15 protein-coding genes are annotated in these 15,880 nt (G+C 62.9%); 3 read left to right on the top strand and 12 right to left on the bottom strand.

Features of this window, described 5'->3' with window-relative positions; translation table 11 throughout:
- Positions 1 to 64 precede the first annotated feature (64 nt).
- The 3 genes from HWE01_RS14805 to HWE01_RS14795 form a co-directional block, all read right to left on the bottom strand.
- The gene (locus HWE01_RS14805; protein ID WP_241822205.1) at positions 65 to 1,471 is read right to left on the bottom strand and encodes an FAD-binding oxidoreductase; all 1,407 of its coding nucleotides are present in this window, start codon (positions 1,469 to 1,471) and stop codon (positions 65 to 67) included.
- Positions 1,461 to 2,534 (bottom strand): DUF1338 domain-containing protein, encoded by a 1,074-nt coding sequence (locus HWE01_RS14800; protein ID WP_241822204.1) that lies wholly within the window; start codon positions 2,532 to 2,534, stop codon positions 1,461 to 1,463. The genes HWE01_RS14805 and HWE01_RS14800 overlap by 11 nt, the downstream gene beginning before the upstream one ends.
- A 466-nt stretch (positions 2,535 to 3,000) precedes the next feature.
- The gene (locus tag HWE01_RS14795) at positions 3,001 to 3,924 is read right to left on the bottom strand and encodes a LysR family transcriptional regulator (protein WP_008325841.1); all 924 of its coding nucleotides are present in this window, start codon (positions 3,922 to 3,924) and stop codon (positions 3,001 to 3,003) included.
- 531 nt (positions 3,925 to 4,455) lie between these two features.
- Here HWE01_RS14795 and HWE01_RS14790 point away from each other — a divergent pair.
- Positions 4,456 to 4,791: a helix-turn-helix domain-containing protein gene (locus HWE01_RS14790; protein ID WP_241822203.1), complete on the top strand. Its 336-nt coding sequence runs from the start codon at positions 4,456 to 4,458 to the stop codon at positions 4,789 to 4,791.
- Positions 4,778 to 6,037, top strand: a complete 1,260-nt coding sequence (locus HWE01_RS14785) for a type II toxin-antitoxin system HipA family toxin (protein WP_241822202.1) — start codon at positions 4,778 to 4,780, stop codon at positions 6,035 to 6,037. Before HWE01_RS14790 ends, HWE01_RS14785 begins: the two co-directional genes overlap by 14 nt.
- Before the next feature lie 67 nt (positions 6,038 to 6,104).
- On the opposite strand, the gene HWE01_RS14780 is transcribed toward HWE01_RS14785, so the two are convergent.
- The 8 genes from HWE01_RS14780 to HWE01_RS14745 all read right to left on the bottom strand — a co-directional run bounded on the left by HWE01_RS14780 (position 6,105) and on the right by HWE01_RS14745 (position 13,110).
- Complete coding sequence (locus tag HWE01_RS14780) at positions 6,105 to 7,388, bottom strand: MSMEG_0569 family flavin-dependent oxidoreductase (RefSeq protein ID WP_241822201.1); 1,284 nt, start codon at positions 7,386 to 7,388, stop codon at positions 6,105 to 6,107.
- A 64-nt stretch (positions 7,389 to 7,452) separates the two neighbouring features.
- The gene (locus HWE01_RS14775; RefSeq protein ID WP_175342710.1) at positions 7,453 to 7,740 is read right to left on the bottom strand and encodes an MSMEG_0570 family nitrogen starvation response protein; all 288 of its coding nucleotides are present in this window, start codon (positions 7,738 to 7,740) and stop codon (positions 7,453 to 7,455) included.
- Positions 7,733 to 8,926, bottom strand: a complete 1,194-nt coding sequence (locus HWE01_RS14770; protein WP_241822200.1) for an MSMEG_0565 family glycosyltransferase — start codon at positions 8,924 to 8,926, stop codon at positions 7,733 to 7,735. Before HWE01_RS14770 ends, HWE01_RS14775 begins: the two co-directional genes overlap by 8 nt.
- The gene (locus tag HWE01_RS14765) at positions 8,927 to 9,928 is read right to left on the bottom strand and encodes a sll0787 family AIR synthase-like protein (RefSeq protein ID WP_241822199.1); all 1,002 of its coding nucleotides are present in this window, start codon (positions 9,926 to 9,928) and stop codon (positions 8,927 to 8,929) included.
- Positions 9,925 to 10,488, bottom strand: coding sequence for an MSMEG_0567/Sll0786 family nitrogen starvation N-acetyltransferase (locus HWE01_RS14760; RefSeq protein ID WP_008325833.1), 564 nt, complete (start codon positions 10,486 to 10,488; stop codon positions 9,925 to 9,927). The genes HWE01_RS14765 and HWE01_RS14760 overlap by 4 nt, the downstream gene beginning before the upstream one ends.
- Position 10,489: 1 nt before the next feature.
- Positions 10,490 to 11,572: an MSMEG_0568 family radical SAM protein gene (locus HWE01_RS14755; protein WP_008325832.1), complete on the bottom strand. Its 1,083-nt coding sequence runs from the start codon at positions 11,570 to 11,572 to the stop codon at positions 10,490 to 10,492.
- Positions 11,529 to 12,611, bottom strand: a complete 1,083-nt coding sequence (locus HWE01_RS14750; RefSeq protein WP_241822198.1) for a Nit6803 family nitrilase — start codon at positions 12,609 to 12,611, stop codon at positions 11,529 to 11,531. The genes HWE01_RS14755 and HWE01_RS14750 overlap by 44 nt, the downstream gene beginning before the upstream one ends.
- 16 nt (positions 12,612 to 12,627) lie before the next feature.
- Positions 12,628 to 13,110: an MSMEG_0572/Sll0783 family nitrogen starvation response protein gene (locus HWE01_RS14745; protein WP_006463016.1), complete on the bottom strand. Its 483-nt coding sequence runs from the start codon at positions 13,108 to 13,110 to the stop codon at positions 12,628 to 12,630.
- Between the two features lie 443 nt (positions 13,111 to 13,553).
- Here HWE01_RS14745 and HWE01_RS14740 point away from each other — a divergent pair, with 443 nt between their 5' ends.
- Entirely contained in the window at positions 13,554 to 14,948 is a 1,395-nt protein-coding gene (locus HWE01_RS14740; protein WP_241822197.1) for an aminotransferase-like domain-containing protein, read from the top strand.
- 31 nt (positions 14,949 to 14,979) lie between these two features.
- On the opposite strand, the gene HWE01_RS22935 is transcribed toward HWE01_RS14740, so the two are convergent.
- Positions 14,980 to 15,801 carry a restriction endonuclease gene (locus tag HWE01_RS22935; RefSeq protein WP_349641004.1) on the bottom strand — a complete coding sequence of 274 codons (822 nt, stop codon included), beginning with the start codon at positions 15,799 to 15,801 and terminating at the stop codon, positions 14,980 to 14,982.
- Positions 15,802 to 15,880 lie beyond the last annotated feature (79 nt).

Raw genomic sequence — 15,880 nt, 5'->3', positions numbered from 1 at the left:
GAAGATGACGGACCCCGCACTATAGCAAATGGTCCGCCCTCCTCTCCAGCGTGGCCGGCACGCGTCATGTGAAACGCGTATTGCCCAGCAGGCAGTGCGGATCGAACACCGCTTGCACACGGCCGGCCAGTGCGCGTTGTGCGGGCTGCGTGTAGCGCTGGTAGTAATGCTGGTTGAAGGGACCGATGCCATGCTCGGCGCTGAAGCTGCCTTGGTAACTTTTTGCAACCAAGTCATAGAGCGCGGTGCGCAAGGCTTCGATGCGTTCCGGCGGGAACTGCGGCTGATGTGCCGGTGCGATGGCGAGGTTGAAGTGCACGCCACCGTCGCCCCAGTGACCGAAGTCGAATACCTCGGCACCGGCGAAGTCACGCGCCACCAGGGCCAGTGCTTGCGCGCGGAAGGCCGGCATGCGCGAGCGCGAGACCGAGATGTCGAAGGCGACGATCTTGCCTTCCTGCTTGACGCTGTCGCTGATGGCATGGCGCAGACGCCACAGCGTCTCGGGCTTGTCGACTACGGCATCGACGATGGCATCGTCGAAGTGACGCTCCAGCCAGGCCATGAAAAGCTTGTCGAGATCGAAGTGCTCGCTGGCCTGCGAGGACGAACTCACTTCCACCAGCAAGGCATAGTCCGGAATTGGATCAAAGGGTGCGTTCACCTGCGGCAGGTGGCGCAAGACGGAGGCCAGCGCATTGCGCGAGATGCCCTCAAAGGCCGAGAGGAAATCGGCGAACTGTGTCTGGGCATCCTGCAGCAGGCGCAAACCCGCTTCCAGCGAGGCCGGCACGATCAAGGCGGTAGCGCGCTGGCGCGGCAGCGGATGCGCGCGCAGCACCGCCTGGGTGACGATGCCATAGCTGCCGGCCGTGCCGATGAAGAGCTGTTTCCAGTCCGGGCCGGTATTGTTCTTGTGCAGGCGGTTGCCCATCTCCAGCAGTTCACCGGGCGGCTGCATCAACAGGGCTTGCAGGCCCAAGGTGTTGTGGCGCACGTCGCCATAGCGGATCAGGCGCGCGCCGCCGGTGTTGGCGGCCAGCATGCCGCCCACCGAGGGATCGGCTCCCAGGTCGATGGGGAAGCACAGGCCGTGCGGGGCCAGCGCCTGGTTCAGGTCCGACAGGCGGGTGCCGGCCCAGGCCTGGACCACGCCATCGACCGGATCGATATCGATCACGCCCTTGATGCGCTCCATGCTGAGGATTAGTTGCAACCCTGAACTATCAGGCGAAGCCGCACCGACCAGGCCGGTGTTGGCGCCCTGCGGGATCAGCCGGATATTCTCGGCGGCGCACAGGCGCATGAGCTCGGCGGCCTCGGCCACATTGGCCGGACGCGCCACGCACAGGGCCTGTCCGGCCCCATAGCGCGGGCCGTGCTCATAGGGCTGGCGCTCGGGCGCAGAGGTGATCAGGCCGGCGTTGCCCAGCAGGTCCTGCAGGCGCGCCAGCGCGGCGTCAGCAGACACTGGCCGCCTCGTCGCTGGCCGCACCGGGGGCCACCGCCTCGGTCATCTTGAAGATGCCTTGCGCGTTGCCGCTGTCAAACGTCAGGTCCAGCTTGCGCTGGCCGGCCTCGTCGGCGAAATAGTCACGCGAGATGAATTCGTAGAACGAACCCGGCACGGTGACGGCGACCGGCTGGCCATCCTCACCCTGCAGCTGGTAATCGACCTTGACCGCACGGAAGGCGGTCTGGCGCACGCGGCCATTGCGCGAGACTTCCACCTGGTCCTTGATGGGACGGCCCAGCTGGCGCTGGCGTTCGGCGGTGGCGACCACGTCGGTGACGCGGTCGGTGGCGTGATTGAAGGCGTTCCCCTCGGTGGAGATCCAGGCCATCTCGGCGGATTCGGCCTTGAGCGTTTCGTATTGCGCCAGGGTCGGCAGGTCGTGATGGCGGGCGAAGCACTTGAGCATCGCGGGCAGCAGGCGCCTGGCCTCGTCCATGCCCAGCTTGCCTTGTGCGGAGAGCTTGGCCAGGAGGGCCAGCACCTCATCGGAGAGCGGATTGCGCGAGGTGGCCAGCACGGCGTCGACGGTCTGCTGGAATCGGGGCGAGAACTGTTCCGGATGCAGTTCGCTCACGAAGAACTGGGCGATCTGTTCGGCGTCGTCGATGTGGGTATAGACGCGGCCGGTCATCTTGATGCGCGCCAGCGGGTAGGTGCCGGTCTGCTGGTAGCCCAGCGGCAGCAGCACGCTGGTGAAGAGCGTCTCGCCATCGGGGAAGCCGCTGTCGCGGCCCAGGCGCACGGTACGCACGGCACCGTGGTCGAAGCAGATCTTCACGCCCTCGCGCTCGGCATCGGCCACGTAGTCACGACCGGTGGCGACCTGTTGCAGCAGGCCTTCGAAGAGCAGCATGTTCAGGGCCTGCGCCAGTTCCAGGCGCGAGACCTCGGCGGCTGCCGGACGCAGGGTCGAGGCAGGGACTTCCAGGCGCGCGAACTGGCGCTGCACCAGGGCCTCGTCGCCGTAGTGGGAAAGCAGGAGTTGATGGAGATTGCTGTGCTGCGCGGAGATCGTCATTTGCGTGCCTTTGACCGGGTGACTATGAGATAGCCTCATGGTAAGGGCAGCTTGGGGTCGGAATAAAACGATTATTTCTGAGGCTTCAATGCCTTTTACTCATGCAAGAGGGGACTATGGAGAGACGAACACGGACCCGCGCGGGACTGGCGGGAGCCGTTGATGCCAATGTCGATCACGATGCCGAGCAGATGCCTGATCTGTCCATTGACGGTCGTCCCGGAGAGGAAAGTCGGGTGCATCCTGCGATGGTTCGGCATCGCCCTCTTCCCTCTACAGTGCTGCACACCGAAAACCCCCTCCACGGTGACGCAGCGCCGGCGCGAGCTTTCGCCCGCAGTGCCCCCCGACACCTGACCGACAGGGAACGACAGGGGAACTGTATTACAAGCAGGACAATTTGATTAGCCGTCCTTTTACGAATGAACTCGTTAATCAAATTGAACAATGCGAAGAGAGTCTGACCTCACCGCGCCGGCCGATCTCCGTCTTCAGGCGGATGCCGACGTGCGAAATATTCCTCGATCTGCGCAATGCAGGCCAGGATCTTGGCGGGCACCGCGTCACGGTGGCGGGTGGTGATGAAGGCCCAGAATCCCTCCAGTGACCACTCCGGCAGCACCTCGACCAGCCGCCCTGCCTCCAGATCGGCTTGTACCTTGCTGCGCAGGAAGCGGCCGATACCGTGTCCCTGGAGCGCCAGCTGCCGCACCGAACGTGCGTGGTTGGCGGTGATGCGTGGACTGAGCCGCATCTGCGCGCACTGCCCGGTGCGATGGTGGAGCGTGAGCTCGACGATGGCATCGGGCGCATGGGGGGTGAAGAACAGCATCTGCTGTTGCAGCAGATCCTCGGGGCGACGAATCGGTGGCCGCCCCGTCAGGTAGGCCGGTGCCGCGCACAGCACGGCTTGCATGCGGGCCAGCGGGATATCGGCGGGGCCGGGTGTCTTGCCAACGCGCAGGGCCAGGTCGACGCTGTGATCCATGAGATCGACGTTGTGATCGCAGACGTCGATGCTGATGCGCAGCTGGGGATGGCTGCGGATGAAATGTTCCAGGGCGGGCACCAGGTATTCGGGAGCCATGAAGCTGGAGGCGGCGATACGCAGTTCACCCACCAGTTCCTTGTGCAGGCTCTCGGTGGCATCGCGGGCCTCGTTGGCCAGAGCAACGATGCGTGCGCAGTGGGCATAGAAACCCTGGCCGGCTTCGGTCAGGCTGAGCTTGCGGGTGGTCCGGTGCAGCAGGGTGGTACCGAGAATGGATTCGAGCGCACTGATGTGCTGGCTGACCGAGGAAGAGGTCAGTCCCAGTTCGCGAGCGGCCTTGGAAAAGGCCCCCAGCTCGACGACGCGGGAGAAAATCACCATGCGGGGCAGGTAATCCATGGCGTGGTTTTTCATCTTGGCACGGTAGGAGGTCGATGAGTCAGAGTGCGCCAACTATAGCGCGCGCAGAGGTAGGATGAGCAGATGAGCTGAGTGGGAGATTGGGGCCTGTTTCCTGTTTGGCAGGAGAGATGGGGGGCGCGATGAGATAGTCACGGAACTCACCGAGATCATCGATCCGCACAGGCTGATGAGGATGCCCGGCATGGTGAGAGGAAGCGCCAAAGTCATCTGCGAAAAGCCCGGACCAAAGATGATCACTTCCCCGGCACCGCCATCTGTTGCGCAACATGCGCGAAGGCATTACAGCCATCGGGGTGTGCTGGAACCATGCCGACCTGGATGAATTGCAGCAGCTGCCGTATCGCCATGACAAAGGGAGGGTGAGGCGGTAAGGAGTCAATATCATGCGCATCATAGAGATGACATTAAATCATATAAGGTTACATCTATAATACAAACAATGAATGATAGACGAACATAGATAATTCATTAACCCTTATAATGTCACATCTATGAACGGAGAAAAGCATGCCCAAGAAACTCTCCACGGCGCAAGACTGGCCAACGCTGGTACAGGAACGTCTGACGACCTGGGGCAAATGTATTGCCACCCAGCGCCTGCGCCAGCGCATCACTGCCAATGATCTGTCTGCCCGGCTGGGAATCTCGCGGGTGACGCTGGCCAGGATGGAAAAAGGCGATCCCGGTGCCGGCGTGGGCGCCTATCTGACTGCGCTTCTTGCGCTGGGCCTGTTCGACCAGGCCGTACCGGCATTGCCTGCCGAGCTTTGGCAAGGAGACTACGGTCAGCGTGTCAGAACCAGCCGGGAGAAAAAGGGAGCCGACGACGATGACTATTTCTAAACCGGTCTATGTCTATCTGCAGCGTCCCGACAATGGCCAGTGGGTCACCGTTGGCCGGTACAAGACGGGCGGTCCTGGCGAAGGATTTTTCAGGTATGCCCCCTCTTACATCGAGGCCGGGCATACCTGGACCATTGACCCGCAGAACTTGAAGTTTTTGCCGGATAGGGATTTCCGGGCACAACGGTATCAAGGTCTGCATGACGTGTTACGCGACGCCTGCCCGGATGCCTGGGGGCAAGCGCTGCTGCGCCGCGCGCACAATCTTTCGGAAGATGCTCCGCCGCTGCAATACCTGCTCAAGGCCAGCAATCTGGACCGCTGGGGGGCGCTCGCCGTGGGCACAAGTACCAAGCCGCCCGGTGCGCAAATCAACACGCCTGGCCTGCCTCAACTCAATGAGGTGATTGAAGAACTGGCAGCACTGGCGGAGCATCGTCCTGCCATCCGTGCCAGCCTTCGCAAACGGCTGGTCCAGACCGCCAGCGTCGGCGGTGCGCGGCCCAAGGCGACGGTGCGAGGCGACAACGGCCAGTTTTGGCTGATCAAGCCGGAGATTGCCACAGACGCTGGCCCTGTTCCCCTGCTTGAGCACGTCGGGCAGCAATGGGGTAGGGCCAGTGGATTGCACTTTGCCGAAACCGTCTATCACGCCCAAGCCGGCGGCAGAAAGACGGTACGGGTTCTCAGGTTTGACCGCACAGGTCAGCAACGCCACATGTGCGTGAGCGCCGCCTCCTTGCTGCAGGCTGAATATCCGGGGCGTCACGAGACGGACCGCTGGAGCTATCCGCGTCTGGCCGAAGAACTCAGGTTGGCGGGTGCGCCAAGTGAAGACCGTATCGAACTGTTTGGGCGCATGGTGTTCAATGCCGTCTGCGGCAACGATGATGACCATGTGCGCAATCATGCGATCGTCTATCAGGAAGACGAACGCCGCTGGCGCCTCGCACCCGCGTTTGACGTGGTGCCGAACCCGGTGGAAACGCCCGCCCGTCTGCACATGCAGCTATCACAGGGGCGCTTCGACATTTCCCGAGACGCCGTTCTGGCTGACGCCCATCGTTTCGGATTTGCCAGTCGCGAGGAGGCCGCAACTTGGCTCGACAAGCTGCTGGTACGCATCACGGCCAGCTTTGACGAGCTTGCAGATTGCCTCGATCAGCAATGGCAAACCCTGCTGCGCGAACGCTTGTCTCAGCAGGTCGCCCTCCTGAGCGGACGGCCACAATGCCACGACAGCTAGAAGCTAACGGAGAGACAGTCGCAAAGGCAGTTTGACGCTGGCCGACGCACGCGTCTCTCGCTCAGGCTCAGGCGGCTTGCGACAGCGTCGGCTGGCCGGCCTGGGTGCGCAAGGCCGTGATGTGATCGAACAGGTAGCGCGCATCACGGTCGATGCCCGAGAAGCGACCCGATCCCCAGGTGTATTGCCACGGCAAGCCGAGGAAGTACAGACCGGGGGCAGCCGTCACGCCGCGCTCATGGCCGGGATAGCCACGACCGTCAAAGATGGGCTCGGCGATCCAGCTGAAATCGGTACGAAAACCAATGCACCACACCACCGCCGAGATGTCGCGCCCGCGCAAATCCAGCGTGCGCAGTTCCTCTGCCGGAGGCTGCCACACGGGCACGTAGCGCGCCTCCGTGGGCGCCTCGATCTGCTGCGCGGCGATGAACTTGTCGATGCTGTCCTTGATGCTTTCGGAGACCGCATCGGCTTCGTCGAGATAGCCCTTGAGACCGCCACCGAAACGTACCACGTCGCCTTCCAGTCCTTCGAACTTGCCGTAGAGCTGCATGCCTTCCAGCGCGAACTTGCGCAGGTCGATGTCGCGTCCGCCATCGCGCCCGGTCACGTAGTGATTGGTCTTCTCGCGCACGCCCGTGCCCAGCGGGTGCTGGTCCACGGGGAGATCGTAGTACTTCATCTTGTCCAGCCATTCCACCACGTCCTTGCCGCGATAGGTGCGCGCCACGCGCGGTGCCTCACCCACGCCGAGGTGCACGCGGCGACCGGCCAGGTGCAAGTCTTCGGCGATCTGGCAGCCGGACTGGCCGGTGCCGACCACCAGCACTTCGCCCTCCGGCAACGATTGCGCATTGAGGTACTGGCTGGAGTGGATCTGCACGATGTCGGCCGGCAGGCGCTCGGCCGCGCGCGGCACCACCGGGATATGATAGCCGCCGACGGCGACCACCACCTGATCGGCCGTGTAGGCGCCATCGCTGGCGGTGATGTGCCAGCGCTCGCCCACGCGCCGGAGCTTCTCGACGGTCACGCCTTCGCGCACCGGTGGCTGGAAGCTGGCTACGAAGCCATCGAGGTAGGCCACGATCTCGTCTTTCTTCATGAAACCGTAGGGATCGTCGCCGCGATAAGGATAGCCGGGCAGATTGCATTGCCAGTTGGGCGTGACCAGGCAGAACGTGTCCCAGCGCTCATGGCGCCAGGCGTGGCCGACCCGGTGTTTTTCCAGCACCAGGTGATCGATGCCGGCCTGCTTCAGGTACCAGCTGATGGACAGGCCAGCCTGGCCGCCGCCGATGATGATGACGCCGTGATGGCGCGCTGCGCCTTGGGCTTGGGTGGACATGGTGTTCCTCTTGCAGTGATGTCGTGTTGAATGGAAAGTCGGTGACGAGGTGATCAGGGCCTGATCAGGGAATGAAGGACTCAACCCGGACCACGGGATCGGCAGTGCTCTCGAAGCGAGCCGCCGTTTCTTCGATGCGGCGCAACTGGTCCAGCGCCGATGAGCAGGCAAAGCCATACTTCTGCCGCACCCGCTCGCTGCCGATGTTCAGTGCCGTGGCACTACGCTCGACGAACTCGGCCAGGGCATAGGTGCGGCCAGCCTCCAGGTGTTCCTTGACCACCAGCGAAGGCGAGTAGCAATCGGTGACGGTATCGTCCGGCCAGCGGACACGAAAGTGCATTTCAGGCATGGTGTTCCTCTTGGAATGAGGCCGCTGCTGGACAGCGGCTGATGAAATTTTCATAAAGCGTCACATGGCGGCTTGCCGAGCGCGCCCACGAAAAACGCGCGCACACGTCCGCACCCGCCTCCACCATGGCCATGCGCGCAGCCGGGTCCAGTGCGTGGGCGATGCCCGCAGCAATCGCAGCGGGATCATTCGGATCGACCCAGGCACAGCAGTCGCCATCGAGATATTCGGTAAAGGGCGCGATGCGCGAGACCACCACCGGCACGCCGCTGGCCATGGCCTCCAGCACCACCAGGCCGAAGCCCTCCTTCAGGGAAGGAAACACCAGCGCATCGGCACAGCGGAACAGTGCAGGCATGTCGGCATCCGCCACCTCGCCCAGAATGCGCACGACCCCGGCAGGCAGGGACGCTGCCTCCAGCTCGGCCTGAAACGCGCGCTGGTAGCCGGCGTGATCGAGCACGCTGGCGCCGCCCGCAATGACCAGTTGCGCCTGCGGGTAGACGCGGCGCAGGCGCAGGAAGGCCTGCAGGATGCCCAGCGTATTCTTGCGCGGCTCCACGCCGCCCACGGCCAGCAGCAAAGGCGCACCGACCAGGCCAAGCGACTGACGCAGAGTCTGCTCATGCAGCCCCTGGCGGGGAGCGTAGCGTGCCATGTCGACGCCATTGGCGACCAGCTCGGCACGGATGCCGTGCTCGCGCTGCAGGATGTCCTGCCAGGTGCGGCTGACGCACAGCACCAGGTCGGCAGCGCGATAGCCGCGCTCCTGCCAGTCATGCAGCCGCACATCGTCGAACTGGTCGAGATGGTGTACGGTGCGCACATAGCCGTCGATCACGCCGCGCTCCGTCAACGTGGCCAGCGCATTGGCGCTGATGGAATCCTGGGCATGGCAGATATCGAAGCGCGCCATGTCGATCTGCTCGAAGCAGTGCAGGTAATCATCGATGCGCTGGCGCACCATGTCGGCCACGTCCGCGCAATACACCGGCCCCGGCACCGCATGGAAGGTGCAGGCGGCGCGCCGGAACAGTCCACGGCCGCGTGCATCGGGCGCGAACAGCGTGGTCTCGTGACCCAGCGCCTGCAAGCTCTCCGCCAGTTGCAGCGCATGCACCACGCCGCCGCGCGGGTTGACGGAATGGGTCAGCATGGCGATGCGCAGGTGTGATGACAGCTGCATTCATGCCTCCCGGCGCAAAGCGCAGCCGATCAGCGCTTCGTCATTGAGATTCCAGAACGGCAGGCGCTGCCCTTGCATGCACAGATCGAGCTGGCCGCTGTCGTCGATGCGCCCGATGGAGGCGGCCGCGATGTCGCGTGCCGCAAAGCGCGCCAAGACCTCAGGCAGGTCATCGTCGGCCACGCTGAGCAGAAAACCGTAGCTGGGGAAAGCCGTGAGCCAGCGCGTGAAATCCACTCGCGGCGGACAAGGCAAAGCATCCAGGTCAATCACCGCACCCTTGCCGGAACACTCCAGCAGCATCAGGGCGGTACCGATCACGCCGGCCATGCTGATGTCCTTGGCGGCGCGCGCCAGGCCCTGCTCGGCCAGTTCGGGCAGCAATTCAAGGTCGGCGCGCAGGCGCTCGGCGGGCGCGCCGGTACTGGCGTTCCAGTAGGCATAGGGTTCCTGGAAGCGGCCGCGCAGATCGATGGCGGCCACCAGGTGTTCTCCGCTGCGGGCATCGAAACTGGTCAGCAGGCGCCTGGCCCGGCCGATGATGGACACCGACAGCTGCTCGCGGTCATTGCGGCGATTGCTGTGCCCGCCCACCAGCGGTACGCCATACACGCGCGCCCCCTCGGTCAGTCCGGCGAGGATGGGCTGCGCGGCCTCGCCGCCACGGCTCCACAGGGCATCGACCACCGCCAGCGGACGGCCGCCCATGGCGTAGATGTCGCTGACGTTGACCATCACCCCGCAGTAACCGGCAAACCACGGCTGCTGTTGGACGAACTCGTTGATGAAGCCTTCGATGGCAAAGAGCAGGTAGCCATCGCCATCGGGAATGGCTGCGCAATCATCGCCCACGGCCAGCGTATGGCCCTGGTGCTGCATGGCCGGCGCCAGCGGCAAAGCCTGCACCACCGCGTCGATATCGCGCTTGTGGGCGATGCCGCGCGAGGCGCGCAGATCCTGCACGATCTGCGCCAGCGAGGACGAGGTGTCGCGCGCGTTCATGGCCGGCGCTCCTCGCGGCCACCCACCAGGAAACCGATATCGCCGTCACTGATGGGCGGATAAAAGCCCAGGTCCGCCTGCATCTGATGATGCGGCAGCCCGTGCACTTCGATCTCGGCCAGGGTGTGCCAGTGCAGACGCCGGAACAGCTCTGCATTCTGGCTCTGCACCTGGGCCAGGAAAGTATGGCAACCATGCGCATGGGCGGTGCAGACGGCCAGCCTGATGAGGCCGCTGCCGACCGAACCGATACGGCGCGCATGCTGCGCCACGGCCAGGCGCGAACCGTGCCAGACACCTGCCGCAGATTCGTGGATGCGCACCGTTCCTACGACTTCACGACAACCGTCATCGTGTTCCAGCACGGCCACAATGGGCATGGCAATGTCATCGATGGCATCGGTATCATCGTCGCGGAAGACCCCCTGCTCGGTGCAGAAAACGTCACGGCGCAAGCGACGTGCTTCTTCGCGCTCCCACCGGTCCAGCGCCAGCTTGATGCGCACGCCGCGGGCCTGAACTTCCTGTGCCAGTGCGTTTTTTTCGGCTACGTCGCTCATGTCATTTCCTTTCGAACGCAGACAGAGATGAACAGGCGCCGCACTTGCCGCAACCTGCCTTGGCATCGCCTGAGCGCATGCCGGCGTTCTCCAGCATCTCTGCCAGCGGTGCGAGCAGGCGGCGCATGGCGGCGGCATCGGGGGAAGGATGGTCTTCTAACGGCGTGCCCGAGATGGGTACGAAGGGCACCACGAAGGGATAGACGCCCAGCGCGATCAACTGCTCGCTCATGCGCAGGATGGCCTCGTCGCTGTCGCCCAGGCCGGCCAGGATGTAGGTGCTGACCTGGCCACGCCCGAAGACCTCGACGGCGGCAGCAAAGGCGTCCATGTAGCGTTGCACCGGCACGGTGGCCTTGCCCGGCATGATGCGCTGGCGCACCTCGGGCGTGACCGCCTCCAGGTGCATGCCCAGCGTATCGATGCCGGCATCGTGCATGCGCCGGAACCAGGCATCGTCGTCGGGCGGCTCGCACTGTCCCTGGATGGGGAGGTTCACCGCCGACTTCACACCGAAGGCGCTTTCGCACAGGATCTGCGCGCCCCGGTCCGTGGCATTGGGCGTGCCGGTGGTCATGACCATGTGCCTGACGCCATCCAGCAACACTGCCGCGCGCGCCACTTCACCGAGTTGCTCGGGGGTCTTGCGCAGGATGGTGCGGCCGGCCGCGAGCGACTGCCCGATGGCGCAGAACTGGCAGGACTTGCGGCGGCTCTCATAGCGGATGCAGCTTTGCAGGATAGTGGTGGCCAGCACGTCGGCGCCGTGCAGGGTAGCGATCTTGCCGTAGGGGATGCCGTCGAAGGTCTGCATCTTGTAGAAGCGCGGCTGGCGCGGGAAGGACACCACGCCCACCTCCACGCCATCGCGCAGGATGCGCGAGGCGCCATCCGCGCCGGGCTGGGTCGCCACGTAGGGCGAGGACCAGGCACCGGCCGTGTGGACCGGGATCATCACGGTATGACCATCGACGGTGACTGCCTTGTGATCCGACGGCCCGGCCCCGCCTCGCCGGCTCTGTGCACCGGCGCCGGGATCGTCAAGACGCAGCCCTAAGGATTGCAGTTCCGAGATCAACTCCATGGGGGCCTTGCGGCTCGGACGCTGGGGATGCAACTGGATGACGGCTGTCTGCATGATGGGACCTCGCGGAAGGATGAGTGACAGGAGCAGGCTGTTCCGCCGGGAACAGCGAGGACATGGGAGAAGTACGGCGATCATCGATCACCAGGTGCAGCAGTTCGGGGCGCGCATAGTGGCCGACCGAATCCATCATGCGCTTGCGCTTGGTGACCAGTTCCATGTCCAGGTCGGCCACCAGGATGCCTTCGCCGCTGCGCAGGGGCTCGGCCAGCAGCTTGCCTTCCGGCGAGACGATGGCGGTACAGCAGCCACCGCGCAGCGCCTTCTGTGCCTTGGGATCGGGCTCGATGGCGGCGATCTGTTCATCGGTCAGCCAGCCGGTGGCATTGATGACGAAGCAGCCCGACTCCAGTGCGTGATGGCGGATGGTGACCTCCATCTGGTCAGCGAAGATCTGCCCCACCATGGAACCGGGGAACTGGGCGCAATGGATTTCTTCGTGCTGGGCCATGAGGCTGTAGCGCGCCAGCGGGTTGTAGTGTTCCCAGCAGGCCAGCGCCCCCAGGCGCCCCACGGCGGTAGGCACCACCTTCAGGCCGCTGGCATCGCCCTGCCCCCAGATCATGCGCTCGTGATAGGTCGGCGTGATCTTGCGGCGTTTCAGCACCAGCTCGCCGTCGGCATCGAAGACCAGTTGCGTGTTGTAGAGCGTGCCGTGGTCGCGTTCGTTGACGCCCAGCACCACCACCGTGCCATGCGCGCGTGCCGCTTCTGACACCGCCTGAGTTACGGGGCCGGGCACCGTCACCGCACGCTCGTAGAGCAGCAGGTGTTCCGGACCTGACGCAAAGGGCGGCCGCACGAACGAGAAGTACGGATAGTAAGGAACGAAGGTTTCCGGAAACACCACCAGTTGCGCGCCTTGTCTGGCAGCCTCGGCAATGGCCTGGCATACCTTGGCCATGGTACCGAGCTCGCTGTCGAGGTCGGGCGCGATCTGCACCGCCGCCGCCCGTACCGTTCTCTTGTGGATGCTCATGTGCCGCCCCTTTCCATTACAGGGTCCAGGTATCGAGGATGAAGGCGTTGTCGCGACGATGCAGCAGCACCAGGTCGAGCACGTCCAGCGGATTGATGGGGCGGATGCCGGGAATCAGCGAGGGCTCGCCGTGGCCGTACAGCGCCTGCAGGGCGAAGCGGCAGGCGTAGACCTTGCCGCCCTCTTCCATGAACTTGACGATCTGCTTGTTGAAGTTCTGGTGACCGGGGAAGGCTTCGTCCCCCAGCGTGGGGAAACCGCGCTGCACGCCCAGCGTCACGCCGGGACCATAGAGCAGGATGGAGGTCTCGAAACCCTTGCGCTTCAAGCGGGTTGCCTGCAGCAGGTTGACGAAACCGATCGAGCCTTCGAAGGCCACCGTATGGAAGGTCACCAGCGCTTTTTCTCCCGGCTGGGCTTTGACGTCTTCGAACACCTTCTCTTCATAATCCACCAGGAAATCGCCGGGGGCGTGGGCTGCTTTGGTGACTGCGGGCATGGTGATACTCCTCTCGATTGCTGTTGGTCTGCACTTGGGGAAGTGGTCCGGCGAGTTCGCCGCGACACTGGAATTGAAGGCATCAGTCATGCCACCAACACCCCGTCAATGTGCGAATTGACTGCATAAAAATCCCGTCAATCCTCCCCTCACAGAATGGAATCCAGCATCTGCGCGGCTTGCCGAATCGGTGCTTGCAGCATGGTTTTTGGGCCATGTGAAGCAATCCATTCAATCGCTCCATACAATCGGACAGCATCGCGCAAACCCTTGTGCACTCTGGCGTTGCGGCGCGTCTTGAGTTGGTGCAGAGCGCTGCGCGCGGATGATGCAAGACGGTGCAATTTTGTACCTGTACGGCAGAGATTGGATGGAATGCAAATTGCATTCAATGACACCAGTCGATACGGTCAATATTGAAGTCAGGAAACGAGGAAGTTGCCATGACCAAGAACAGCGCCATGTGGGTTCCCAAATTGAAGAAAGGTGGCGGCCCGCTTTATCTGGCCATCGCCAATGCGATTGCCGAGGACGTCGCCACCGGCCACCTGCAGCCCGAGCAGCGGCTACCGCCGCAGCGCAAGCTGGCCGAGGTGCTGGACCTGGACTTCACCACGGTCGCGCGCGCCTATACGGAAGCGCATCGGCGCGGACTGGTGGATTCGGTGGTGGGACGCGGCACCTTCGTCTGCGGCAAGCGCCGCCCGCGCATCCCGCGCCTGACTGAAGGCCGCCCCAACGTCGACATGTCGATGAACATGCCGCCCGAGCCGGATTCGCCGGAGCTGATGGAGTTGATGCAGTCGGGCTGGAACAAGGTCAATGCACGCCTGCGCGACCTGATGCGTTATCAGGATTTCGGTGGTTCGCCCGAGGATCGCGAAGCCGGTGCGCTGTGGCTGCGCCGGCGCGGGCTGGTGGTGGAACCGGAACGGGTGCTGGTGACGCCGGGGGCGCAATGTGCGCTGCTGGCCATCCTGACCATGCTGGTCGGACCTGGCGGAGTGCTCTGTTGCGAGGACGTGACCTACCCCGGCCTGCGCGCCCTGGCCGGGCATCTCAACATCAAGCTGGTTGGCTTGCCGATGGACAATGAGGGCATTGATGCGGTGGCCTTTGCCGGGGCCTGTGCGCAATATGCGCCGAAAGCGCTGTATTGCAATCCCACCCTGCTCAATCCGACCACCTGCACGACTTCGGTATCGCGCCGCCAGGCGCTGGTGGAGATCGCCCGTCACTATGAAGTGGCCATCATCGAGGATGATGCCTATGGCTTCCTGCCGCGTGCAGCACCGCCGGCCATTGCCAGCATGGGCAGCGAGCTGACCTACTATGTCACCGGACTGGCCAAGACCGTGGGGGCCGGTTTGCGCATCGCTTATATGGTGGCGCCCGATGCCGCCTCGGCGGCGCGCCTGACGGCGGCACTGCGTGCGACGACGGTGATGGCTTCACCGGTTACCTCGACCCTGGCAACTTATTGGATACGCGATGGCGTGGCGGATCTGGCGCTGGCCAATATCCGCAAGGAGTCGATGGCGCGGCAGAAGATTGCGGCCCGCATCTTGCCCGAGCATGGGTATGCCTCGGAACCGGAGGCGTTTCATTTGTGGGTGAAGCTGCCGGGGGGATGGCAGGCCAGTACCTTCTCGGCACAGATGCGCGCCAATGGGGTGGCGGTGGTGGGAGTGGATGCGTTTGCCGTGACTACTGCGCCGGTGCAGGCTGTGCGTGTTTGTATTGGGGGGATTGTCAGTCGGGGAGATATTCAGCATGCGCTGATGTTGATGCGGGATACCTTGGGGGAGCAGCCGTTGGTCAGGGCGGCTGTGGTTTGAGGGTGCCGGGGCCAAGTATCCAACAATACGCCTATTCACCTTCGAAGTAATCTGAGTCGATCTTTTTGATCTCGTAGACGCCGACTTGAGCGACGCCGACATTATGATCAACCATAAATTTTGCTAGCTGCTTTCCGTCTAGAAGAATGATCTTGGAGCTGATTATGTTTGCGTAATCTTCAGCATCTTTCGAAAAAACTGAGGTGGTAATGAATACCCCTTTGTTTGCACGCTGCCCCTGCAGTGCACCGGCGAATTTCTGGATTTCTGGTCTTCCAACCGTTCCATCCCACCTCTTGGCCTGGACATATATGACATCGAGGCCCAGACGGTCTTCTTTGATGATGCCGTCAATTCCTCCGTCGCCACTCTTTCCAACAGCGCTCGCAGCGTCCTGTCGAGAACCGCCGTACCCCATCGCAACCAGTAGATCAATAACAACTCTTTCGAAAAATGCAGGAGACATTGATTTCACCTGCTCAAGTAGATCAGCTTCGAGGTTGTTGCGAAGGGTGCTGTATGCGGTGGCTAAGGCGTCCTCCGGGGTCTGATCACTCATTTCCGTTGAAATGTCCAAGACTCCGGACGTATCCGCATCCTTTGTTCGCCGTCGAACTTGGAATTCGCGGAACTCTTTAAACTGGCGCAGAAACTCCACATCAATTTTTGCCGGCGATTGCCTGAGAAGGTCGGCGCCCCTGTCAGTGATCTGAAGTATTCCTCTTTTTGCGGAATAGAGAAGTCCGGCTTGCTTCAAGTATGTTCGCGCCCACCCGACTCGATTATCGAAAAGAGGTGCAGTTCCGCTTGGCAGCATTTCTGAACGCTCGGCATCAGTCAGAATAAAATCAATAGCTAGAACTCATTTCATAAATAGGGTCTGTTAACTTTTTGTCGTGCGTGTTAACTTCTTCGTATGGCGCGAAGAGAAG

It is taken from the genome of Herbaspirillum sp. C7C8, from assembly GCF_022627875.1.
Classification (GTDB): Bacteria; Pseudomonadota; Gammaproteobacteria; order Burkholderiales; family Burkholderiaceae_D; genus Herbaspirillum.
The sequence above is the reverse complement of the archived record's forward strand: the minus strand, read 5'-3'. Positions and strand labels throughout refer to the sequence as shown.